General features: G+C 71.7%; 20 protein-coding genes and 1 pseudogene. 11 read left to right on the forward strand and 10 right to left on the reverse strand.

The genetic code is table 11. The annotated features are described in order from the left end of the window. The first annotated feature begins 152 nt into the window (after positions 1–152). Positions 153–1,490: an NsdA family TPR-like regulatory protein gene (locus tag BMX65_RS07300; protein ID WP_074999346.1), complete on the forward strand. Its 1,338-nt coding sequence runs from the start codon at positions 153–155 to the stop codon at positions 1,488–1,490. A gap of 966 nt (positions 1,491–2,456) precedes the next feature. Here the strand turns inward: BMX65_RS07300 and BMX65_RS07310 are convergent. Next, the gene (locus tag BMX65_RS07310; protein ID WP_074999348.1) at positions 2,457–2,876 is read right to left on the reverse strand and encodes a MarR family winged helix-turn-helix transcriptional regulator; all 420 of its coding nucleotides are present in this window, start codon (positions 2,874–2,876) and stop codon (positions 2,457–2,459) included. Positions 2,877–2,932: 56 nt separating this feature from the next. Between BMX65_RS07310 and BMX65_RS07315 the strand changes: the two genes are divergently transcribed. Together BMX65_RS07315 and BMX65_RS07320 are read left to right on the forward strand one after the other, a co-directional pair. Beyond that, the gene (locus tag BMX65_RS07315) at positions 2,933–3,463 is read left to right on the forward strand and encodes a DUF6790 family protein (protein WP_074999349.1); all 531 of its coding nucleotides are present in this window, start codon (positions 2,933–2,935) and stop codon (positions 3,461–3,463) included. A gap of 23 nt (positions 3,464–3,486) precedes the next feature. After that, a complete protein-coding gene (locus BMX65_RS07320; protein WP_074999350.1) occupies positions 3,487–4,140 on the forward strand; it encodes a TMEM175 family protein in 654 nt (217 codons plus the stop codon). 126 nt (positions 4,141–4,266) lie between these two features. Here BMX65_RS07320 and BMX65_RS07325 read toward each other — a convergent pair whose 3' ends face one another. Beyond that, complete coding sequence (locus tag BMX65_RS07325) at positions 4,267–5,265, reverse strand: helix-turn-helix transcriptional regulator (protein ID WP_074999777.1); 999 nt, start codon at positions 5,263–5,265, stop codon at positions 4,267–4,269. 63 nt (positions 5,266–5,328) lie between these two features. Here BMX65_RS07325 and BMX65_RS07330 point away from each other — a divergent pair, with 63 nt between their 5' ends. Together BMX65_RS07330 and BMX65_RS07335 are read left to right on the forward strand one after the other, a co-directional pair. Then, positions 5,329–5,916, forward strand: a complete 588-nt coding sequence (locus tag BMX65_RS07330) for a DinB family protein (RefSeq protein WP_074999351.1) — start codon at positions 5,329–5,331, stop codon at positions 5,914–5,916. Next, on the forward strand, positions 5,913–6,374 hold the full coding sequence (locus BMX65_RS07335; RefSeq protein ID WP_074999352.1) for a VOC family protein: 462 nt from the start codon (positions 5,913–5,915) through the stop codon (positions 6,372–6,374). The genes BMX65_RS07330 and BMX65_RS07335 overlap by 4 nt, the downstream gene beginning before the upstream one ends. Before the next feature lie 195 nt (positions 6,375–6,569). Here the strand turns inward: BMX65_RS07335 and BMX65_RS07340 are convergent, their stop codons facing one another. Further along, positions 6,570–7,082 carry a hypothetical protein gene (locus BMX65_RS07340; RefSeq protein WP_239501913.1) on the reverse strand — a complete coding sequence of 171 codons (513 nt, stop codon included), beginning with the start codon at positions 7,080–7,082 and terminating at the stop codon, positions 6,570–6,572. 166 nt (positions 7,083–7,248) lie between these two features. After that, entirely contained in the window at positions 7,249–7,479 is a 231-nt protein-coding gene (locus BMX65_RS07345; protein WP_239501912.1) for a hypothetical protein, read from the reverse strand. Between the two features lie 262 nt (positions 7,480–7,741). On the opposite strand from BMX65_RS07345, the gene BMX65_RS07350 reads away from it, so the two are divergent. Beyond that, complete coding sequence (locus BMX65_RS07350) at positions 7,742–7,966, forward strand: hypothetical protein (RefSeq protein ID WP_074999353.1); 225 nt, start codon at positions 7,742–7,744, stop codon at positions 7,964–7,966. Between the two features lie 78 nt (positions 7,967–8,044). On the opposite strand, the gene BMX65_RS07355 is transcribed toward BMX65_RS07350, so the two are convergent. The 3 genes from BMX65_RS07355 to BMX65_RS07365 form a co-directional block, all read right to left on the reverse strand. Continuing rightward, positions 8,045–9,070, reverse strand: coding sequence for an ADP-ribosylglycohydrolase family protein (locus BMX65_RS07355; protein ID WP_074999354.1), 1,026 nt, complete (start codon positions 9,068–9,070; stop codon positions 8,045–8,047). 224 nt (positions 9,071–9,294) lie between these two features. Further along, positions 9,295–10,392 (reverse strand): DUF8094 domain-containing protein, encoded by a 1,098-nt coding sequence (locus BMX65_RS07360; protein WP_143081818.1) that lies wholly within the window; start codon positions 10,390–10,392, stop codon positions 9,295–9,297. Between the two features lie 323 nt (positions 10,393–10,715). Further along, complete coding sequence (locus tag BMX65_RS07365) at positions 10,716–11,144, reverse strand: PDZ domain-containing protein (protein ID WP_143081819.1); 429 nt, start codon at positions 11,142–11,144, stop codon at positions 10,716–10,718. Between the two features lie 332 nt (positions 11,145–11,476). Between BMX65_RS07365 and BMX65_RS07370 the strand changes: the two genes are divergently transcribed. Further along, positions 11,477–12,070, forward strand: a complete 594-nt coding sequence (locus BMX65_RS07370; protein ID WP_074999778.1) for a YdeI/OmpD-associated family protein — start codon at positions 11,477–11,479, stop codon at positions 12,068–12,070. A gap of 303 nt (positions 12,071–12,373) precedes the next feature. Next, positions 12,374–12,565, forward strand: coding sequence for a hypothetical protein (locus BMX65_RS07375; RefSeq protein ID WP_074999357.1), 192 nt, complete (start codon positions 12,374–12,376; stop codon positions 12,563–12,565). Positions 12,566–12,735: 170 nt separating this feature from the next. On the opposite strand, the gene BMX65_RS07380 is transcribed toward BMX65_RS07375, so the two are convergent. The 3 genes and pseudogenes from BMX65_RS07380 to BMX65_RS33390 form a co-directional block, all read right to left on the reverse strand. Continuing rightward, positions 12,736–13,101 carry a transposase gene (locus tag BMX65_RS07380; protein WP_107437419.1) on the reverse strand — a complete coding sequence of 122 codons (366 nt, stop codon included), beginning with the start codon at positions 13,099–13,101 and terminating at the stop codon, positions 12,736–12,738. A gap of 19 nt (positions 13,102–13,120) precedes the next feature. Then, positions 13,121–14,704 (reverse strand): serine/threonine-protein kinase, encoded by a 1,584-nt coding sequence (locus BMX65_RS31310; RefSeq protein WP_107437420.1) that lies wholly within the window; start codon positions 14,702–14,704, stop codon positions 13,121–13,123. A gap of 58 nt (positions 14,705–14,762) precedes the next feature. Next, positions 14,763–15,240, reverse strand: a pseudogene (locus BMX65_RS33390) (site-specific integrase); the annotation flags it as partial. 379 nt (positions 15,241–15,619) lie between these two features. Between BMX65_RS33390 and BMX65_RS07395 the strand changes: the two are divergent. Genes BMX65_RS07395 through BMX65_RS07405 form a run of 3 tightly spaced genes read left to right on the forward strand, consistent with a single transcriptional unit; the run spans position 15,620 to position 21,927 of the window. After that, positions 15,620–16,087 carry a hypothetical protein gene (locus tag BMX65_RS07395; RefSeq protein ID WP_074999359.1) on the forward strand — a complete coding sequence of 156 codons (468 nt, stop codon included), beginning with the start codon at positions 15,620–15,622 and terminating at the stop codon, positions 16,085–16,087. 32 nt (positions 16,088–16,119) lie between these two features. Beyond that, positions 16,120–18,681, forward strand: a complete 2,562-nt coding sequence (locus BMX65_RS07400; protein WP_074999360.1) for a tetratricopeptide repeat-containing protein — start codon at positions 16,120–16,122, stop codon at positions 18,679–18,681. A gap of 30 nt (positions 18,682–18,711) precedes the next feature. Continuing rightward, positions 18,712–21,927: a CHAT domain-containing tetratricopeptide repeat protein gene (locus tag BMX65_RS07405; RefSeq protein ID WP_074999361.1), complete on the forward strand. Its 3,216-nt coding sequence runs from the start codon at positions 18,712–18,714 to the stop codon at positions 21,925–21,927. Positions 21,928–21,930: the final 3 nt, after the last annotated feature.

A 21,930-nucleotide genomic window follows, 5' to 3' on the forward strand; every position in this document is an offset into this window, starting at 1 on the left:
TCCGGCAGCCCTGTGCGCATCCCCGCGGCGCATTCACAAGGACACAAGCGATATACGCGTGCACGCCTGCCGCGGCCGTCTCGCCTTCACACCCCGGGGAGGCGAGGGATACGACGGCGAGCAGGCACATCCGGCCGGGCCAGGAGGGAAAGGTGCCCCGAACACGCAACACCCGCCTGCACACGTTGCTCCAGGAAGCCGACTGGAGTGGCGCTCAACTCGCCACCGCGCTGCGGAAGCTGGCCGACGAGCACGCGCAGCGGCTGACCTGCGACCGGTCGACGGTCTCGCGCTGGCTCGCCGGCACCACCCCCCGGCCGCCCGCGCCGGAACTGCTGCTGCAAGTACTGTCACGGCGTCTGCAACGGCCCGTCAGCGCCGCCGAGGCAGGTCTGAGCAGCGCTCCGGCCACAGTGCTGGACCTCTCCTGGGAGGCCGACCCGCTGCACAGGCTGACCGTCCTCACCCGCGCCGAAATGGATCCCCGCAGCCGCCATACGCTGCACACCGGGACGTACAGCCTCGCCGTGCCCGACGTCTGGCGCTCGGAGCAGATGCCCGGTGCGGAACCGCGGCAGCGGCCGCCCCGGACCACGGGCCGGGCCGGGCACGCGGAAGCCGAGGAGATGCGGACCATGGCCCGGGTCTTCGCCGAGGCGGCGCAGCTCCACGGCCCCGGCCACGTCCGCTCGGCGCTGGCCGCCTACCTGGCCCGTGACGTGACGGGGTACCTGCACGCCCCGGCCACCGAGAACGCGCGCCACCACCTGCTGATCGGCGCGGCCCAACTCGCGCTGCTGCTCGGCGGCATGAGCGCGGACGGCGGCGCCGAGGCACTCGCCCAGCACTACCAGCACACCGCGGCGCAGCTCGCCGCCGAGGCCGGGGATGCGGCCACCTTCGCCATCGCCCTGCGCGCGATGTCCACCCACGCGCACGACATGGGCCACCACACCACCGCGGTGCTGCACCTGGCAGAACGTGCCGCCGACAGCGCACGCGCCGCGGGCAGGACCGTCGGCGCATACGCCCAGGCCCAGCTCGCCGTCATGGAAGCCCACCACAGCGGGCGGGCCGCGCTCGACGCACTGGCCGTCGCCGAACGCCTCCACGAACAGGCACCCAGCGCAGCGCCGGGCCCCTTCAGCCACTATCCAGCCGCGTCGCTGCACTATCAGCGCGCCCAAATGCTGGCCACCCTCGGCGACACGGCGGGCTCCGCCCGTGCCCTGGCCACGTCCCTGCGGCTACGCGATCCCACCGAGCGGCAGGCCACCGCCCTCACCCGCGCCCGGCTCGCCGAAAGCTGCCTCGCGCAGGGGCACCTCGACGCCGCCCTCGCCCACTGGCAGACGTTCCTCGACGCCTACCCGGTCCTGCACTCCTCTCGCGTAGCCCACCGCCTGAGCGCCATGCGCCGGCTGCTGCACCCCCATCGCCGGCACCACGCCACTGCCCAGCTCCTGGCACGCTCCGCCGCCCTGCGCTGACTCCGGGGCGGTACCGGGCGGGGAGGGGGCGAAGGGGACACCGGACGGATCCTGCACAGCAGGAAAGCCAACGAACTGCCGCCGAGTACCGCATCGTCCGGCCCTGTGGTGCTGATCAGCACCAGTCGACACCGCTGCGACGCCCTGCACCGGGCCTGCCGCTCCCCGGCCGGGCCCCGCACCAGGCGCCGACCGCATGCCGGCAGTGATCGCCGACACAGCGCCGGGGGACCCGGCCCGGCAGACGGCGACGACCTTGGTGCGGCTGCCTCCACGCGCTACCTGCCCTGCACCCTGCCGCACGCGACGGGCCTGCCCCACCCTCGCCGACGTCGGGTACACCGGGGCGGGATCGGCATTCACACTCCGCTGCGGCCGCACCCTGACATCTCCGCACCGCTGTGCATCGACAACCGCACGCACAGTCGTCTCCAACGCGGCGTCCGGGCCCTCGGCGAGCGCGCCGCGTCCGCCCTCAACGCTGGTCCGCGCTTCAGCACGTCACCCTGAGCCCGAACCGCATCGACGACATCGCATGTGTGGTTGTCAGACATTGCTCCAGGAGCAGGGCTTGCCCGCTTCGCAGTGTTCGTAGCCTGGCATGGTCGGGAAGAATTCATCGTTGTCCCGCATCCGCCGCCTGGGGGCCGGCAGTTTGCTGAATGCCTCCTGGTTCTGTTGTGAGGGGATGGCTCCCCGGCCGCAGGTCTCCTTCCCGCTTGGTCCGGTCGCCGCTTTCCGGGTGTCGGCCAGCAGGCCGAAGTTGCTGCCGGCGCCCACTTTCCCGGCGAGGAGCTGGGCGCACTCATCGCCGCTGCTGACCTGGTCGGTCCCGCCGGGGAAGCCACCGGAGATGTGCTCTTCGAGCGGTGCGGACGGCCCGTCCGGGCCCGACGGGAGAGCGTGGTGGTGGCCATCGGTGTCCGGGAGTCGGGCCGGAGGGTCCTGGAGTGCGTGGCGGTGTACTCAGTCGGATGCGAGGAGTTCGGCCAGCCGGTGGGTGTCTTCGAGATAACGGTCGTAGGGAAAGCCGGCGGCGACGAGTGCGGCCCGGAATTCCTCGTCGAGCGGCTTTCCTGTGGCGTGGAAGGCTTCCCGGCCGGCCTCGGTGAGGCGGACCAGCCGCCGCCGCGCGTGTTCGGGGTCGACGGTGATCTGCACCAGGCCGTCCGTCTGCAGTGGCCGTAGTGCCCGGCTGATCGCCGGGTCGGACACCGACAGGGCCTGCGCGAGTTTGTGCTGCGTCGTCGGCTCGATGTCCTCCAGCGTACCGAGAAGTCGGATCTGGCTGTAGGTCAAGCCGTCGGGGCCATCGGTACGCCGCCGGGCCGCCTCGCCCAGCAGCATGACCACGCGGTGCAGCAGGTCTGCGAGTCCGTCATCCACAGCTACCACTGTACCTGACTGTTGCGCGGTTAATATTAACCTGTTAAGACTAAGCTATGAGCAACCTCTCCTACCTCGCACAGTCCGCGTTCCCCCTGGTGTGGCTGCTGGTGCCGACCGTCGGAGCCTTCATCCGGACCCGCCGCGCCCCCTCCCTCCAACAGGCACTGGAAACCTGGCAACGCTGGTGGGCCATCGGCGCCTTCGGCTGCGGCAGCCTGTGGATGACGGTCGCGTTCCTCGGCGCCCCGGACGTCATGGCAACGGCGATCGGTTTCGACCGGACGCCCTTCATGTTCGAGATCGCCTTCGCCAACCTCGGGCTGGCGGTCATGGGCTTCCGGGCCGCCTCGGCATCCGCGCGCGAGCGCATCACCATCGGGCTCGGCGGCGGGATGTTCCTCTGGGGAGCCCTGGCCGGCCACGTCTACCAGTGGTTCGTCAACGGCGACCACTCCCCCGGCAACACCGGCGGAGTCCTCGTCAACGACCTCCTGATCCCGGCAGTCATGATCACCCTGGCCGTGCGCTCCCAGCGCCTGGAGCGGGCCACGCCCCGGCCGGCCACGCAAGCCGCCGCCGTCTGACACTCCAGGAGCTGTTGCCCACCATGCCGACTCACCACAGCCACACCCCCGACGGCCAGAACGACGAGACCGGAACGGTCTCCACCGGCCGGCTCACCGCGTTCGTGGACGCCGCCATCGCGATCGCCCTCACCCTGCTGGCTCTGGACCTTCCCGTCCCCGCCGGCGACACCACCGGTGCCATGCTGCGTTCGGTGCCGGACCACAGCAACGAGTATCTGGCCTTCGCGCTCAGCTTCGTGGTGATCGCCGCCCACTGGCGGGCCCACCACGAGATCTTCCGGTATGTCCGCTCGCCGAGCAGCCGGCTGACCAGCCTCACCCTGGCATGGCTGTTCATGCAGGTCCTGATGCCGTTCGCGACCCGAGTGATCACCGCCGACGGCGCCTTCCCGCCCCGGTTCAGCCTCTACGCAATCATGCAGGTCCTGGCGTCCACGCTGATCGCGCTGATGATCCGGGAGATCCGGCACGAACACCTGTACCGCACCGACGTCCCGCCCCGGGCGTTCACCCAGAGCCGGGTGCGCAGCCTCTGCCTGGCCGCGGTGTTCGGGGCGTCCGTCCCCGTCTCGTTCCTGACCACGAGCACCGGCGCGTACCTGTGCTGGCTGACGGCGCCTCTCGTCCTCACCGTCGCCCAACGCGTCCAGAACCGTGCTCCGACCTGTGACTGAGGGGTGATGTCCCCGCGAGAGGCGGGCCCGGACTCCGCCCGCCCGACGGCATACGCTGGGGATATCCGGGCCGGAACCGTAAGTGCTCAGGACAGAGGCGCTCTTCGGCGCCGGCGTGGTCGAGGCTCATGGCTCCTCCATGTCCGGCACCGGTGAGATCGTTGCACCGGCCGACAGCAGTCTCTCCGCCAGCGCGCGGCAGCGCCTTCCGAGCTCCGGAGGGTCGAGTACCTCGAAGTCGTGCCCCAGCAGGAGTACGTGCATGAGCACGAAGTCGAGGCTGGCGGCGCCACTGAGCACCTCGCAGAGCTCGCTGGCTCGGCGTCGCACGACGGCCGCCGACGCCGGAATCTGCGCGCGCACCGTGTCGGCCGGCGCGTGCACGAGGAAGCGCGCCTGGTGCGGGTAGACCCGGCTCGCCACACTCTCCTGCACGTACGTCGCCGCGTCGGGCGCCGCTCGCGGGCAAAAGCGCCAGGTCCGTGCGGACGCGTCGGTCATCCGGTCGACGCGGAAGCTGCGCCAGTCGTCGCGATCGAGGTCGTAGGCGAGGAGATACCAGCGCCGGTCGGAGGCGACCAGCCGGTAGGGCTCGACCCGCCGACGTCGCACCTCGCTCCCGGACGGGTAGTCGAAGCCTGCCTCGACCTCGTCGCGGCAGGCTCTGGCCAGGGTCATGAGTACCTCGGGGTCGACCGGCGTACGGCCTCCGCCAAAGGACTCCACCGAGCCGGAGAGCGCGCGCACCTCGTGCCGAAGCCGGGTGGGCAGTACCTGGTCGAGCTTGGTCAGTGCCCGGAGTGCGGCGTCGCCGGCGCCGGCGACCGCTCCACCCGCGCCGGCGAGCAGCGAGACCGCGGTGCCGATCGCCTCCTGGTCGTCGAGAAGCAGCGGCGGCAGGTCCTGCCCCGCGCCGAGTCGGTAGCCGCCGCCGACACCCTGGCCGGCATGCACCGGATAGCCGAGCGTGCGCAGCCGCTCGACATCACGCCGTACCGTGCGCGACGTGACCCCGAGCCGGTCGGCGAGCTCGGGGCCGGTCCAGACCTGGCGCTGCTGCAGCAGCCCGAGCAGGGTGAGCACCCGCTCCGTCGTGCCCCGCTCGTTACCGCTTGCCACGTCCATGCCGCCCACCCTGCCAGAGACAGCGGACCGATCCTGTCCGCTAGGGGAGTCAAGGTGGGCGGCATGGATGCAGATCAACTCGACTGGAACCGGACACTGCGCGAGCAGTGGGAGGTCCACTGGAAACATCAACTCCGAGCCCGGCTCGAGGGCCTCACCGACGACGAGTACTTCTGGTCGCCGGTGCCGGACGCCTGGAACGTGCGGCCGCGCGGCAGCTCGACGGCGCCCGTGCAGGCCGGTGTCGGGGACTTCACGATCGACTTCGCCTTCCCGCAGCCGGTCCCTGCTGCCTTCACCACAATCGCCTGGCGACTCGGTCACGTCATCGTCGGTGTGCTCGCTGCGCGCAACGCGGCGCACTTCGGCGCGCCGGCGGCGTCGTACGAGACGTGGGAGTACGCCGGCAGCGCGGCCGCCGCGCTCGACCAGCTCGAGGTCCAGCTCGACGTCTGGCTGGCCGGGGTGCGCAGCCTCGGCGACGCCGGGCTCCGGGTCCCGATGGGTGAGAAGGAGCCCTTCCCCGAGGCGCCCATGGCCGATCTGGTGCTGCACATTCACCGCGAGCTGATCCACCACCTGTCCGAGGTCTGCCTGCTGCGCGACCTCTACCCGCACACGAAACCCGCTACGAACGGAGCAACCCGATGAGCCACCACGTCCAGGTCACCTTCGACGCTCACGATCCGCGGGCGCTGTCGTCCTTCTGGCGCCACGTACTGGGCTACGTCCACCCCGGCCCGCCCGGAGTCGACCTGCCCGAGGGCGCCGACCCGCTGGCCGCATGGGATGACTTCCTCGCGCGGGTCGGCGTACCGGAGGAGCAGCGCAACACGAGATCGGCCATCGAGGACCCGGACGGGCACGGCCCACGGCTGTTCTTCCAGCAGGTGCCGGAGGGCAAGGCCGCCAAGAACCGCGTCCACCTCGACGTCCGCGCGGCTCCCGGGCTGAAGGGAGAGGAGCGGATGGCGGCTCTGGAGGCCGAGTGCGACCGGCTCCTCGCGCTGGGAGCGACGCGGGTACGTCGCTACGAGCCCGCTCCCCCGATGAGCGCCGGCTTCGTCGTGATGACCGACCCCGAGGGCAACGAGTTCTGCCTGGACTGACGCAGCTCAGCTGTAGTCGCCGGGCCGCGGCAGGTCTTGACCGCTGCACCGATGTTTCCCGAGGCCGGTCAAGGCCGCAGTGATGCCGGCCGGCGACCCCGGCGGACACCCGGCAGGCCGCCGGCCCTGAGCCTGCCGCAACGTCAGAGCCGGGGCAGGGGGATGACGCCCATGGCGTCATCCCCCTGCCCTTGGTCAGGGCCCGGAGCGGGGAACGTACTCAGCTCGCGCCCAAGGCGCTGGACCTCGTCGTCCTTGCCGGAAACCGGGCCGGTGCCGGTCGGCCGACAGCAGCTCGCCGTAGTCGGTGATGTCCTGCATGGCGGAGACCACCGTCCGCAGCGAGGAGCCGGCCTTGTTCCGCTGGACAGCGGCGGTCTCCCTGTCCCGGACGACGCCGTACTCGCGCAGGAGCGCCCCGCAGTGGTCCTGGGGGACCGCGGCGAGCGTGGTGACCCGGCGCTCACGCAGCCAGTTCAGCCAGGACGTGAGGTGGTGGACGCGGGCACAGATGGTGCGGGGGTGCCGCGGGAGCCGGCGGGCCCTCGGCACGGCGAGGACGCGCTCGTCCTGGGTGGCGATCCGGGCCGGGGCGAGTTCCTTGGCGACCACGCGCCAGGGCCGGTGGGTGATCCGGTCGAACAGCACGTGCTTCTCCGTCACCTTCATCTGCACGGGTGCATCGGCCCAGCCGACGAACGACCACACGTCGTCCTCAAAGCGCGGCCGCGGGGCGGCCGCTCAGCCAGTTCAGACGGGCGGTCGCGGCGATGTCGGCGCCGGCGAACACCGACAGGAACGCAGGCTCCGCGGAGACAGGAAGCAGGCTCACGACGTTGTCTCCTCGGCTCGCAGCGGCAGCTCGGCGTCCTCGTCACGCCTCGTCACCGACATCGCGCTGTGCCGCCGCGATGGCGGCCTTCCCGAACCGCGGCAGGATGTCCGCCGACAGGCGACGGGCGTAGGGAGCGAAGACCGCGGCGAACTGCTCGCGCGGCGTCTGACGGAACTGCCGCGCGAAGAATGCCTTCAGCCGCAGCAGATTCGGCAGATGCCGCGGGGCGAACAACGCCAGCGTCCCCCGCACCGTCGGAGCAGTCGACACCGCCCAGCTCCCTCGACCTGGTTGAAGAGACGCCATGCGCAGCTTCAGCCGGCGGCGCCCACGGCGTCATCGTCTCGGACTGCGTGGCTTCCGGCGAAGGTCGAGGTCACCGCCCCCTACGGGCCCGAGGGGAAAGCCCCGGGCGGGACCGTCGCGGCCTGTCCTGGCCCGCCCAGAGCTCAGCAGGACTGTCAGAGAGGCAGGACTCCGAGGCGTCGGGGGCGCCGGACCCCGTCGCACCGTTCCTTACTACGATCACCGGATGCAGAACATCACGTGCACCCACTGCGGCGCGGCCGATCCGGAGCCGGGCTTCGTCGAGGACTCCGGCAAGAACGCGCGCGGATATGCGCGCTGGATCGCGGGCCACCTGGAGCGAGGGATATTCGGCGGCGCCAAGCGCATGGGCCGGCCGAGCCGGCAAATCGACGCCTACCGGTGCCACCAGTGCGGCCACCTGGAGCTGTTTGCGACCCACCAGACCTGACCCCGCCGCCTTGTCGCGTACCGCAGGAGCGAACCCTCCCGTCTGGGCACGACGGGACACCTCGTGGGCTGCAGGGCCTCAGCTCGCATCCCAGAGCAGCCCGAGGGCGACGAGTTCGTCGTGGTACTCGATCCGGTCCGCCCATGCGCTCGGCCAGGCGTCCGCACCCAGGTACGCGCCCGCGAAGGCACCGGTCAAGCAGGCGAGGGAGTCGGAGTCACCGGAGGTGCAGGCAGCCCGGCGTACGGCGGTGACCGGCTCGTCGGGGAAGAGCAGGAAGCACAGCAGCGCGGTGGCCAGGGCTTCTTCGGCGACCCACCCCGCGCCCGTGAAAGTGCACGGATCGGCCTCCGGCTCAGGGACCCGCAGGGCGTCGTCCACCTTGTCCAGGACGGCCAGGCACTCGTCCCACCCGCGCTCGGTGAACTCGGCCGCGCTGTGGTCCTGCGCGAACTCCCACAGGTCGCCCAGCCACCACTCCCGGTAGACGGACCTGCTCTTTCGCGCGTATTCCCGCAGCATGTCCATGAGTTCGCCCGGCCGCGTCCCGTGCGCGAGCAGGCGTACGGCGTGTGCCGTGAGATCGCTGGCGGCCAGCGCTGTCGGGTGCCCGTGCGTGAGCGCGGCCTGCAACTGCGCCACTCCCGACCGCGCCTCTTCCGGCAAGCCCGGCATCAGACCGACCGGCGCCACCCGCATGTTCGCACCGCACCCTTTGGAACCCGTCTGGCTCGCCTGCTGCCAGCGCCGCTCTTGATGACTGAGCTTCTCACACGCCACCAGGCAGGTGCGTCCCGGCGCACGATTGTTGTCGGGCGAGCGCCACCATTCGACGTACTCCTCGCGGACCGGTCGCACGACCCGGGCCGGTGCGAGCGGTCCCCGTTCCCTGGCGGTACGCAGCCCCCGGCCCAAGGCAAGTGTCATCTGCGTGTCGTCCGTGACGATCGCAGGTGTGGGCAGGTCCATCGCCCGCCAGGGGCCACACTTGGCGAGGATCTGCGGGACGTCGTTGAATTCGGTGGGGAAGCCGAGCGCGTCCCCGATCGCCAACCCGATCATCGCCCCGACCCCGGCCTGCTTGCCCCCTGCTCGGATGTTCATCCGCCCATCCAAGCCACTGGGTGGGTGAGGCGCCATAGCTTTCCGCGGGGAGCTCTCCCATGGGTTCCATGCCTTTGCTGGTGGTCGCCGTCACGGGCCGAGAAGTCGACGGAGCCGTAGCGGGTGCCGACGCCTGCGCCTTTCCTCGGGAAGCCCGGCTGTCCCTCCTCCGGCCGGGCCCAAGAGGGCTGACCGGGGCCGGAGGAGGGGCGTGGTGGCAGCGGTTATACGGCGCCGGCGGCGTGGTGCAGGCGGCGGACACTGGTCAGTTCGACTTCATAGTCGAGCAGTTGGGGTTTGCCGTGTGCGGGGAGGACGGCGGAGGACTGGTGCAGCCAGTGGAGTGAAAATCCCTTGCTCGGTTTCTTACCGACGAAGGGGTGCAGGTTCGGCGCAGGGACCATCTCCAGGTTGTCGGCGATGACCTGCTGGTCCACGTCCACCGCTGTGTTGAAGACGGCGTACGTGCCCTTGTCGCGGGTCCGGAACGTGTAGATCTTCTCGTGCTCCGACTCGCCTTCCTTGAACTGGGCGGTGGCCCTCTTTCCCAGGTCTTTCCCCACCTCCTTGGGGACCTCGTGCACCGAACGCGCGGCCTTGGTGTCAGCGAACTCGGAGGAGGAGAGGGGGCCACGGATGGTGTAGAGGTCAGCAAGCGACGTGGACAACTTCTCGACGCCCTTGGCGCTGCTGCCTTCCGCGCCGGAACCGGTGGGCAGGACGCGGACGAAACCGTCCTCGTCCTTGGCGAGAGGGACCGTCTTCTTCTCGTCGTCGACGAGAGACACACTTGCGACGTTCTTCCACCCGCCCGCCGCCTTCCCGTTGCTCTTGCCCTTGTCCCGGTCGAAGACGATCAGCTGCGGGTACTTGCTCGTGCCTTCCTTGTCCTTGGTCCGGGTCTTGACCGCGAACCACGTGGCCTTGCCTTTCCTGGGGATGAGGTAGGTGCGGTCCACGTAAGAGAAGGGCTCGGCGGACGCGGCCTGTTCCTTCTTGCTGAGGTCGGCGTCCGCCTTGTAGCCGGCCTGGCTCTGCTCAAGGAGGGCTCCGCCCTCGACGGTGGACAGCAGCTTTCCGTCGTTCGTCTTGTTGGCCCGGTTGTTGACACTGACATACCGGTCGACGATCTTGGCGGCCTCGGCCTCGGTGACGACGCCCTCCGGCTCGGCAGCCTTCTTGTCCCCCTCGGCCGCTGAGTCGCCGCAGCCGGTGAGCGACACAGCCACAGCCGCCAGCACGGCCAGACCGGCCGCCTTGTTGCGACCGATGGCACCTGTGCCGTACGGCGCTCTTCGCCCTGCCTCCTGTGACTCCCTCATCACATCCCCCAAATTCCGTCACTTGACGTACAGGGCGTAACACTAGCTGCGACGACGAACGTGCGTGCGCTTTCGGTGGGCTGGACGTTATGACCCTGATCACTGCGCGCTCCGACCGCACGTCCGAGCGGCCCACTGCTGAATGGTCCTTGCCGGTGGACCTCAGGGGCCACACGGCCCTTCGGCATGGACGAAGGTGTGTCGGCGCGCGTGTTCCCCGGATACTTCTGCGTCCGGTCAGGACGTTCAGGCGTGCGGGCCGCCGGGGCGGCCGGTCCGCTCACCTGCCAGCGCGCGGACCGACCGGTGGAGGCTCCTGCGGTTCACCGCACCTTGTACGTGCAGCCCTTGTCGGACTTGCCGCCCCGATTGTCCGCGACATCCTTCCCGTCGACGGTGATGATGCACGCGCCAGGTTTGAGTGTGCCGTCGGGGCCGGCCACCGATCCCGGGACGATGGACACCAGGACCCCGACCTTCTGCTGTGCGGAGGTGAGCGTGAGGGTCTCGGTCTTCTTCCAGGGCAGCGAACCCGTCTCGGAGCCGCTGGAGCCGAGTTGGTAGGAGATCCCTTGCGCCAAGGCCCCCTTCCCCCGGACCTCGAGAGTGACCTTGCGTTTCACCTCACCGCCGTGGGCTCCGGCATCTATCGTCTTCTTCGCGTCCGGCGTGGTCTTGTCCCCCGACGCCGCCTTGTCGCCGCCGTCGCTTCCGCAGGCCGTCAGCACAACAGCGGCCGTCACCACAGCCACACCAGTAAAGATTCTTTGCATGTTTCCCCTCGATCTCACAACAAGTATGCCGCCACAGCTCTACGGCGCTCTCGGGAGGCGGCGCGACAACAGCCGGCATCAGCGGAGCACCGGCAGGTCGCGCCGCCGGAGCATGGCCGTCGTCGTGGGTTCTCGGCGCTGTGGAACGCTCGACCGCACGACGGACGCCGTCGAGGCCGAGCAGCAACGTCATATCGGTGAACAAGTCTGCAGTTCCTGCCTGATCGCTCAGCGTGGCGAACAGAGATGATCAGCCGGTTTCACGGGCACCCTGCATTCGGGGACGTGCCCGTGTCATGGCAATCGGCCGGATGTGGTTCGCTGCTGAGATGACTCAGGACTTGGAGATCGTCGCCTTCGAATCCGCCGCAACATTCGAGGCGTGGCTCGGCGAGAACCACGCCGTCTCGCCCGGCATCTGGCTCAAGCTTCGCAAGAAGAACCCCGCAGTCGTCGCGCTGGACTACGCCCAGGCACTCGATGTGGCACTCTGCTACGGCTGGATCGACGGCCAGAAGGCCACGTTCGACGACCAGTGGTGGCTCCAGCGGTTCACCCCGCGAAAGCCGCACAGCAAGTGGTCCAAGGTCAACCGGGACAAGGTGGCCGCCCTGATCGAGCAGGGCCGGATGCGTCCGCCGGGGCAGGCCGAGGTCGACCGCGCCAAAGCGGACGGCCGCTGGGAGGCGGCCTACGACAGCGCAAAGACCGCAACAGTGCCGGAGGACCTCGCGGCGGCCCTGACCGCCGTCCCGGCCGCGGCGGCGTTCTTCGAGACACTGGACAGGCAGAACCGTTTCGCGATCCTGTACCGGATCCAGGACGCCAAGAAGGCCGAGACGCGGGCACGCAGGATCGAGAAGTACGTAGCAATGCTGGCGAACGGCGAAATGCTGCACCCGTAGTCACAGCGAGGGTCGGCTGCGGGTGGTGCCGGGGGCTCTCCCGGTGCGCCTGCGGCCCGGTAACATCCATCCCGCAGTGAACATGACAGCACGTCAGAAACCCTGACCTCGTGCCATCACGAACGGGGCTGTCCCGCAGGTGATCAGCACAGCAGAAAATACATCTGCCCAGCGAGAAGGAGGATTGTCCAAGCCGCTGTTCCCGCCCCTGTCGGAGACTCTCCCCAGGTGAAGAAGCGTATCGGGTCACACCCGCGGGTCCACACTGAGGGCGACGGACGCGGAGGGCTCCGGGAGTCCGTCGTGGCCATCGTCCTTCTGAGCATCGTGCTTGTGACCGTCGTCGCACTACTGGCCGCCGTCGGCGCCGGCAAGCTCGCCCGCATGGACGGCGCCACCTACCCCGCCGCACCCCCACGGGCTGCCACGACCTTCGCCGCGGTCCCCACCCTCGCCACCACCACGGCCGCAGCCCTCGCCACAGTTCGCACCTGAACGTCTCTCCCCGGGAGGAACCGCAGCCAGATCAATCTCGCCGTTGCCTTCCTGGCCCCACAACAGCTCACGCCCCGACTTCGAGAGAACAGGACCGTCTCCGGGGGCTCTTCCGTACCGCCAGCCCTCATTCGGGGTCGGATTTCTGAAACTTGCCCAGGTCAGGACTATTACCCGGTGGCGGTCAGGAGGCCGGAGGCAGTTTCCGGTCCGCCAGCCGGCCAACCGCCATCCACCGAGACCGCCCAGGCCGGGTCCTCTTCCGCGTCGGCCTGGGCCACCAGAGCGGTGAAGACCCGTTCCCAGGTGCCGTCCACGGCCCACATCCGCAGCCGGTTGCAGACACCCCGCCAGTTGCCGTACTTCTCCGGCAGATGCACCCACTGCGTGCCGGTCTGGAACTTGTAGGCAATCGCGTCGATCACCTCACGATGATCTCGCCAGCGGCCACCCCGCTTCGGTGTCCGGTCCGGAAGCAACGGCTCGATCCGCGCCCACTGCGCATCAGACGACGACAGACCCGGACCAACGATCAGACGATCCGAACGAAACGGCCTAGACGCCGTGGTGGTTCTGCGGCCCCGCGGAGACCGCGGCCCTTTGGGCGGCTGCGGCGAGCCAGGGCCCGATGGAGCCGTCGTTGGTGAGGTCGGCGCGGTAGGCCAGCGCCGCGGTCAGGTAGCGGTGCTTTCTCCGGCTGTACCGCCATCGGTAGCTGCGGTAGACCTTGTCGGGACAAGGGGCGAGGCCGCCCCCGTCGCGGGCGCTCCACATGGTGAGGCGCCAGCCCCCTCCCCCGTCGCCCAGGTACCCGTGCGCATCCTTGGCCGTCGCCACGTCGGGGAACGCGAAGACCTGGACGGAGATGAGGACGGGGTTCTCGGGCGTGGCGTGGGGGCCGGGCTGCTCCGAGTAGACCGCGGCGACCAGTTCGCTGCAGTCACGGCGCGTGAGTTCCTCGGTCAGCTCGCTGGGGCCCGCTTCACGGACCGGGCGGGTTTCCTCGGCGATCCGTGCGAACTCGATACTCAAGTCGTTGGTGAACCGCCGCGGCAGCAGGGCGCCCGCGGTGAACGGCGTCTCGTCGGTGGAGGCGCGGTTCCAGGAATCGGGCGAGGCCGGCCGAGGTGCGCGCGGCGTGACGTCCATCAGGCGGGTGCGCGGGGCCGGGGGCATTGCCGCGGTGGGAGCTTCCGCTGCGGCGCACGACACCAGGAGTGCCTGTAGCCGCTCCTGGACGTGCTGTGCCGACTGGGGGCGCCGGCCGGGATCGCGCTCCAGTAGTTCGGCGACGAGCGCGGTCACCTCCGGCGGCAGGCCGGGGCGGAACGCGTCGAGGGGCGGGGCCTCCTCGTCGAGCTTGCGCCGCACGACCGCGAGGCTGTTGTGCCCGGTGAAGGGCGCCCGGCCGGCGAGCATCGCGAAGAGCATCCCACCGAGTGCGTACAGGTCGGAGCGTTCGTCGCCGCGTTCCGTGAGGAACTGCTCCGGTGCGCCGAACTCCGGCGTTCCGGCTGGGGCCAGTTGGGAGGAGTGCGCCACGGTGAACGCGGCCTGGACGAACCCGGCGATCCCGAAGTCGATGACCTTCACCAGCCCGTCGCCGGTGAGGATGACGTTGTGGGGCTTGATGTCGTAGTGGATGACCTGGGCCCGGTGGGCGGCCTCCAGCGCGGCGCAGATGCCGCTGGCGACGGCCACGGCACGCGTCAGGGGAAAAGGACTCTCAGCCTGGAGACGCGCCGTGAGCGTCTGGCCGTCCACCTTCTCCATGACCAGGAACAGCACGTCGTCGTGGACACCCCGGTCGTACAGGGCGGCGACGTTGGGGTGGACGATCTGGGCAGCGGCGACCGCCTCGCGCTCGAACCGCCGGGGCAGGTCAGCGTGGGCAATCCCGTCGAGATCCAGCAGCTTGAGCGCGACCTCACGGTGGAGCACGCGATCCCGCGCGGCCCACACCTCCCCCATGCCACCCCGGCCCAGACGGCCGATCAGCTCGTAACGGTCCGCGATCAGCCTTCCCCGCTCCACGTCCGCCCCCTGCTTGTCCTTGACATGGCAGGGGGGCAGCATACGAGACGCCTCCACACCTGCGAAGACGGCGGGTGCGGCGGCCGCCACCGTCTCGGACTTCACATCGCCGGGATCTTCATCTGGTCCGCGCGATGATCCAAACGAGAGTACCCAGCCGTAGGGAGAGGCGGGCCAGTCCGGTGTCCGGAGGCAGATGTCGCGCGGGCTGACCACCTTCCCCGGACCGGGACGTCGATGGGTGACGAACACCGGGCCACGGGTACGGCCCCGCAGCAGGCGAGGCAGGAGCCGGGCGGTGCCGGCGTCCCAACAGACCGTCGCCAGCACGAAGTCCTCGCGCGCCTGTCCTCGGCGGCGGACCTTGCTGCGGGCGCCCTTGGCCTTGACCGAGCAGCGGCGGGTGGCGAGGTCCAGGTCGCCTCGATGTTCACACCGAGGATCTCCTCGGACCGCCCAGCGGTCTCACAGAGCATCCGCCACAGCGCCTTCTCCCGCAGGTGGACCTCGCGCCGGGCGATGAGCCGGTCCACGGCCATCTTCGAGCGGGACGGGGTCTCGGAGTCCGGCGCTGCCAGCCGCTTCGCGCAGGCCGGGACCGCCGGGTTGGCATACCCGTACGACTCGCACCGGCCACGCCACATCCGGTCTTGCCCCTAATGCTCCCCGGCCCCGTGCGCTGGGCCGACCTCCAGCCAGGCAGCCAAGCTATTCCTCAGGTTCCGATAGCCGGGGTTACCAATGTCCCGGGTAGGGCTTTCCCCGCGCGTGCGGGGAGCACATCCTTGGGCAGGGCTTTCCCCGCTCCCACTCCCGTCTTTCGTGGCGGGCAGTCCTCGCCACGTCGCGCGGCACGGGGCCGCCCGCTGTCGAGGAGTGCGGTTTCGGCGGCTTCGGTGTGATCTGCCGATCACAGGACGGTTGGCACGCCCTCCCCGGCGGAAGCCGGAGATACCCAGTGTCCACCGCGCCGGGAGGCCGCTACCGTGGTGTGGCGGACGCTGATCCGGGGGGAATCTCATGCTGGAACAGGCTCTGACGGCACTGGCGACGGCAGCGGGCTCGGCGGTCGTCACGGCCGCGGGGACGGACGGGTGGTCGTATCTGAGGCAGACACTGGCCCGGTGGTTCGGCGCCGGAGACGGCGAACGGGAACAAACCGCGCTGGAGCGCCTCGACCAGACCGCGGCCGCCCTCGGGGCGGCGCCACCGCCCCAGGCCGAATCGGTGCGCATCCGGCAGGAGGCCGCCTGGCAGACCCGCTTCGAGGACGCGTTGGAGGCGCTGGCGCCGTCGGAACGGGAGCGGGCCGCCCACGTCCTCCGTGCGCTGCTCGAAGGCTCGTTTCCGCCCGGGGCCGAGGCGGGCGCGTTGTTCGTCGCCGGGGACGTCGACGTGCGCGCCGACCGGGGTTCGATCGCCGCGGCCCTCGTCCACGGAGGGGCCTCCATCGCGACCCCTCACCAGCCGGACCCGCCACAGGGCTGACCGGGCCGGCTGAGGAAGACCCACCAGCCCCCTTGCCGTCGGCCTCGGCCGGCCTCCCCGCGAGCGTCGGCGCGCACGCGGCGCGGCGCAGTCTCGCCGTCGGGTACGCCGCCCCGGGCAGCCGGATCACCTACGTCGCCTCGTCCGCGCGCGGGGTGGGCCTGCCCCACCAGATCGGTGTGGTGCCGCAGCAGGCCGGCTGCTTCCAGCCGCGCGCCGTGCTGCGCCGACTGGCCGACGCGCTCGAAGCGCCGGGCGGCGGCATCCTGTGCCAGGTGCTGTCCGGCCTCGGCGGCGTGGGCAAGACCCAGATCGCCGCCCGGTACGCCCGCGAAACCTGGCGTGCGGGACACGTGCAGTTACTCGTGTGGGCCACGGCGGCGACCCGTGAGGCGGTGCTGTCCACGTACGCTCAGGCGGCGACCGAGGTGCTCGGCAGCGACGCGTCGGATCCCGAGCGTGCCGCCCGCGCCTTCCTGGCCTGGCTGGAGCCGGGCGCCACCGGCTCCGCGGTGCGCTGGCTGGTGGTCCTGGACGACCTCGCCGACCCCGCCGACCTGCGCGGGCTGTGGCCGCCCGCCGCACCGCACGGCAGGACTCTGGTCACGACGCGCCGCCGCGACGCCGCCCTGAGCGGAAGCGGCCGGCGCCTGGAGACTGTGGACCTGTTCTCCCCGGCCGAGGCCACCGACTACCTCCGCAGCGCGCTCGCCCTTCACGACCGCGTCGAGCCCCCCGAACAACTGGCCGCCCTCGCGACGGATCTCGGGCTGCTTCCGCTGGCCCTCTCCCAGGCGGCCACCCACCTGGTCGACACCGACCTGGACTGCGCGACGTACCGTGCCCTGCTCCTGGACCGGGGCCGCACCATGGCCCGTCTGCTGCCGGAGCAGACTGCCCTGCCCGACGACCAGCCGAACTCGGTGGTCGCCGCCTGGTTGCTGTCCGTCGACCGCGCCGACGAACTGCGCCCCGTGGGCCTGGCCCGGCCCATGCTGCAGCTCCTGTCCGTGCTGGACCCCCATGGGATACCGATGGTGGTCCTCACCAGCGGCCCGGCCATCGGCCACCTGGCGGCGCACGGCCCCGCCGGACGGCTGGACGCCCAGGACGCGGTGCAGGCGCTGCGCGCCCTGCACCGGCTGAGCCTGATCGGCCACGCCCCGGCCCAGCCGCACCGGGCCGTGCAGGTCCACCAACTCGTCCAGCGCACCACCCGGGAGGCCCTCGACACCAAGCGGCGGCGCCACGTGGTACGCGCGGCCGCCGACGGCCTCGGCGCCGCCTGGCCCGAGATCGAACGCGACACCGACCTCGCCCGCTCCCTGCGCGCCAACGCCGCCGCCCTCTTCCGATACGTCGATGACGGTCTGTACGAGGCCGGGATGCACCCCCTCCTGCTGCGCCTGGGCCGCAGCCTGGGCAAGTCGGGCCAGGTCGGCGGCGCGGTCGCGTACCACCGGGAGCTGGTGGAGGCGGCCGCCGCCCGGCTCGGGGCCCTCCACCCCGACACGCTCACCGTCCGCCACGACATGGCCCAGTGGATGGCCAGGGCCGGTGAACCGGTGGAGGCGGCGGCGGTCCTCGCCGATCTGGTGCGCGACCGGCAGCGGGTCCTCGGCCCCGACCATCCGGACACCCTCCTGACCCGCGGCAGCCTCACCCAGCGCATCGGGGAGAGGGGCGACCCGGCCGGGGCGGTCGCGGGCTTCGCCGCGCTGCGCTCCGACATGATCCGCGTGCTCGGCCCCGACCATCCGTACACCCTCAACTCCGAGCACATCGAAGCCTGCTGGCGGGGGGAGGCGGGGGACGCGCCCAGCGCGGTCGACCTGCTGGTCGCGGTGCTGGAGCGGCTGACGAGGGTCCTTGGGCCGGACCACCCGCGGACCCTGACGGCCCGCAGCGACCTGGCCCGGTGGCGGATGGAGGCGAGGCGTCCCGCCGAGGCCGTCCGGGACTTGACCGGTCTGCTCGCCGACCGCGAGCGGGTGCTCGGCCGGGACCATCCCGACACCCTGGTCACCCGGCGCCACCTGGCGGTCGTCCGGGGGCTCGCCGGAGACTCTGCCAGGGCGGTGGCCGAGCTGGAGCGGCTGCTGCCCGACACCGAACGGGTCCTGGGGCCGGCGCACCCGCACGCGCACAGCGTCCGCTACCAACTGGCCGAGTCCCGGGGTCACTCCGGTGACCCGGACGGCGCGGCGGCCGATCTGCGCCGGCTCCTGGCCGAAGCCACCCGCGCCCTGGGCCCCGAGCACCGCCGAACCCTCAACACCCGCCGCCGGCTGGCCGAATGGCAGGGCCGGGCCGGCGACTTCGGGACGGCAGTGGCCGAGCTGACGGAGCTGTGCGCGTACACCGACCGGCTCCTCGGCCCCGACCACCGCCGCACCCACCGCGCCCGTGCCGCCCTCGCCGAGTGGCAGGGCCGGCTGGCGGGGCCCGAGCAGGCCGTGGCGCTCCTGGAAGCGGTGCTCGCGGACGCGGTCCGGGCACACGGGACGGCAGACCCGCACACCGTGGGAATCCGCGACCGCCTCGCCCGCTGGCGCCTGGGCACACCGCCCCTCGCCGAGTCCGTACTGACCTGAGCCCATCCCGGATCCCCGAGGAGCCGCCACATGTCCGCCCCTGACCTGCGAACCCGCCTGTCCGACCGGGTGATCGCCTTCCAGCGGACCGAGGACCGGCGGCTGCTGTTCGGCGCCGACGCAGACGCCGAGCTGGCGGAGGCCGCCCGGACCGCCGCGACCACCCGGCTGCCCCTCACCGGCCGGAGTCAGCGGCGTCTGGCGCAGCTGTACCACGCCGCGGCCTGGCTCCACTTCCACCGGTACGACCGCAGTCCCGGCGACGCGGGCTTCGAGGACCTCGCGCACGCGGTGTTCTACCTCAGCCCGCTCATGGGCAACGACGCGCTGATCCCCGTCCCCCTGCTGCCGGTGCTGGGCGGCAGGACGGACCCGCGGGTCCAGCTCGGGCTCGCCCAAGAGCTCCTCCGCCGGGCCGAGACCGAGGAGAACGGCCCGTACACCGTCTCCGTCATGGCGCTGCTGGACGCCGCCGCATTCCACGCCACCGACCCGGAACACCGTGCGGAGCTGACGAGCCTGCTCGGTGCCGCGCACCGGCAGCGCGCCCATGCGGCCGCGGTCACCGACCCCGCGGACCTGGAGCGGGCCGTGACACTCAGCCGTACCGCGGTCGACGCCGTCGGCCAGGACTCCCAGAGCCACAGCAGGCTCCTGGAGCGCCTGGGGCTCGCCCTGCTGACGCGCCACCAGCTCGGCGCCCGGCAGGCCGACGCCGCCGGGGCCGTCTCCGCTCTGGAGGAGTCGGTACGCACGGCACGCCCCACGGACCCGGCGCTCGCGCCCCGACGCGGCAACCTCGCGCTCGCCCTGCGGACCCGGCACGACCTGGACGGCAACGCCGCCGACCTGGAGCGCGCCCTCGCCGTCCTGGCCGAGGCGCTGCGCCCAGGACCGCCGTCCGAGCCCGCCCAGGCCGCCTTCCTGCACGGGGAGCTGCGGACAGCACTGCTCCAGCGGTACGCACTGTCCGGGCGGTCCGAGGACATCGACCGCGCCGTAGCCGCAGGAGAGTTGGCGCTGACGGCGGCGCCTCCGGGCACCGGCGAACGAGTCGGGCCCCTGGACGCTCTGGCGGAGACCCTGCTGTGGCGCTACAGGCACGAAGGCCGCTCCGCCGATCTCGACCGGGCGGTCGCCCTCGCCGAGGAGGCCCTGTCCCTCAGTTCGTGCCCGGCCGACCGGCCGTCCGCGGCCCTGCACCTGGGCCACTGCCTGCTGTCCCGCTGCGCCCGCACGGAGGAAGCCTCCGACGTGCACCGGGCGGTCACCCTGATGGAGGATGCCGCTTCCGCCCTGCCCCGTGGCGGCGCCCTGCACCAGGTGGCCGTCGGCGGGCTGGCCGAGGCATACCTCATGCGCTATGGGCTCTTGCGCCGGACGCCGGACCTCGACCGTGCCGTGGCGGCCGCCGAGGAGGCCGTGCGGGCCGGCCGGCCGGGCACCCGCGACACCGCGAAGGCACGCTCCGATCTGGCGTCCGTCCGGCTGGCCCGGTACCACCGACTGCGCCGGCCCAGCGATCTGGACGAGGCAGTCGAGCACGGTGTCGCGGCCCTGCGCGAACTCGCGCCGCGTTCCGCAACGGCCCTGACCACTGTCACGGTCGCCGCGTCGGCACTCACCGAGCGGATGGACGACAGCCTGCGCACCACGGACCGGGACCACGTCGCCTTCCTGCTCGACCGGGATTGGGGCCCGCCCGCCCCCTCCCGGGCCCGGGTCCAGTCGCTCCAGGAGGCCGGCGCCCTCGCGCTGGCCGCGGGCCGCCACGCGCGGGCGGCCCGTCTCCTGGACGAGGCCGCGCTGATGCTCCCGTCCGCCGTCCCCGATTCGGCGAACCCGATCGACCTGGCCCTGCCGCTGACGACACACCTCGGACTGGCCGAGAACGCCATCGAGGCGCACTGCGCCAAGGGCGATCCCGCGTCCGCCCTCGCCTCCGCCGAACTCGCCCGGGGCGTGCTGGCGGCGGGCGGCACCGGTGCGCCCGGCAGGCCGCACGGGCTCCCGTCTCCGGCGGAGACCGAGCGCGGGGCCGCCGCGCGGCGTTTCGCCGGCATCCGGCAGGCGCTGTCCGCGGCGCGGCCATCGGGCCAGGACCGGCCCGACGACGCCGCTCGCGCGTACGACGCGTACGACGCGTACGACGCGTACGACGAGGCGTGCACGGCGGTGCGGGAGGGACACGGCCTAGCCCGCCTCCTGCTGCCGAAGGACGTCTCCGTCCTGAGGCCCGGACGGGATCCGGGGGCGGTCGTCATGGTCAGCGCGGGCCGGCGCACCGGACACGCCCTGATCATCGGACCGGGCCGGGAACCGGTCGCGCTGCCGCTGCCGGAACTGACCAGTGCGGCGGCGTCCGAGCACACCGGGCTGTTCGCGCTGGCCACCGGACAGTTGCGGGCAGACCTGCACGCCCGGCTGGCCACTGTGCTCCCCCTGACGCTGGACTGGCTCTGGACCGCCGTCGGGGAGCCCGTCACGACACGGGTGCGGGAGCTGGTTCCCGAGCCGCGTCCCCGACTCTGGTGGATCCCGGTCGGACTGATCTCCGTCCTTCCCTTCCACGCGGCCGCTCCGATCGGCGGCGCCGGTTGCCTGGACGCGGTGGTGTCCTCGTACGCGGCGTCGGTCCGCGCGTCGGAGGGCGTCGGCCGCCCCGGACGGCCCGGTCCCCGACGGCAGCTCGCCGTCGCCGTGTCGAGCAGTCCCGGCCTGCCGGAGCTGCCCGGGGCGCTTCGGGAAGCCCGTGAGCTGGCGGCGCGCGGGGCCACCGTGCTGCCGGACGCGTCACGGGCGGAGGTTCTGGCGGCCCTGCCCGCGGCGAGCCGGGTGCATTTCGCCTGCCACGCCGGCATCGATCCTCTCTCGCCCTCGGAAGGGGCCCTGTACCTGGCCGACGGTCCGCTGACGATCGCCGAAGTGGCCGCACTCGACCTGGCGGGCGCCGAACTCGCCTACCTTTCAGCGTGTTCCACGGGGCAGGGCGGCTGGCGGTACGCCGGTGAGGTCCTGCACGTGGCGTCGGCGTTCCGGCAGGCGGGCTTCCGTCATGTCATCGGCAGCCTGTGGCCGGTCGCGGACCCCGTGGCGGTCCGCTTCGCGCGCCGCTTCCACGAGGAACTTCCGCCCGAGGACTCGGAGGGCAGCGCCGAGGCACTGAACCGGGCCGCGCGGTGGATGCGGGACCGGAACCCGGCCCGCCCCGACCAGTGGGCGGCGCTGGTGCACAGCGGTCCGTGACGC

Origin of the sequence: Streptomyces qinglanensis (genome assembly GCF_900111245.1) — a bacterium.
Taxonomy (GTDB): domain Bacteria; phylum Actinomycetota; class Actinomycetes; order Streptomycetales; family Streptomycetaceae; genus Streptomyces; species Streptomyces qinglanensis.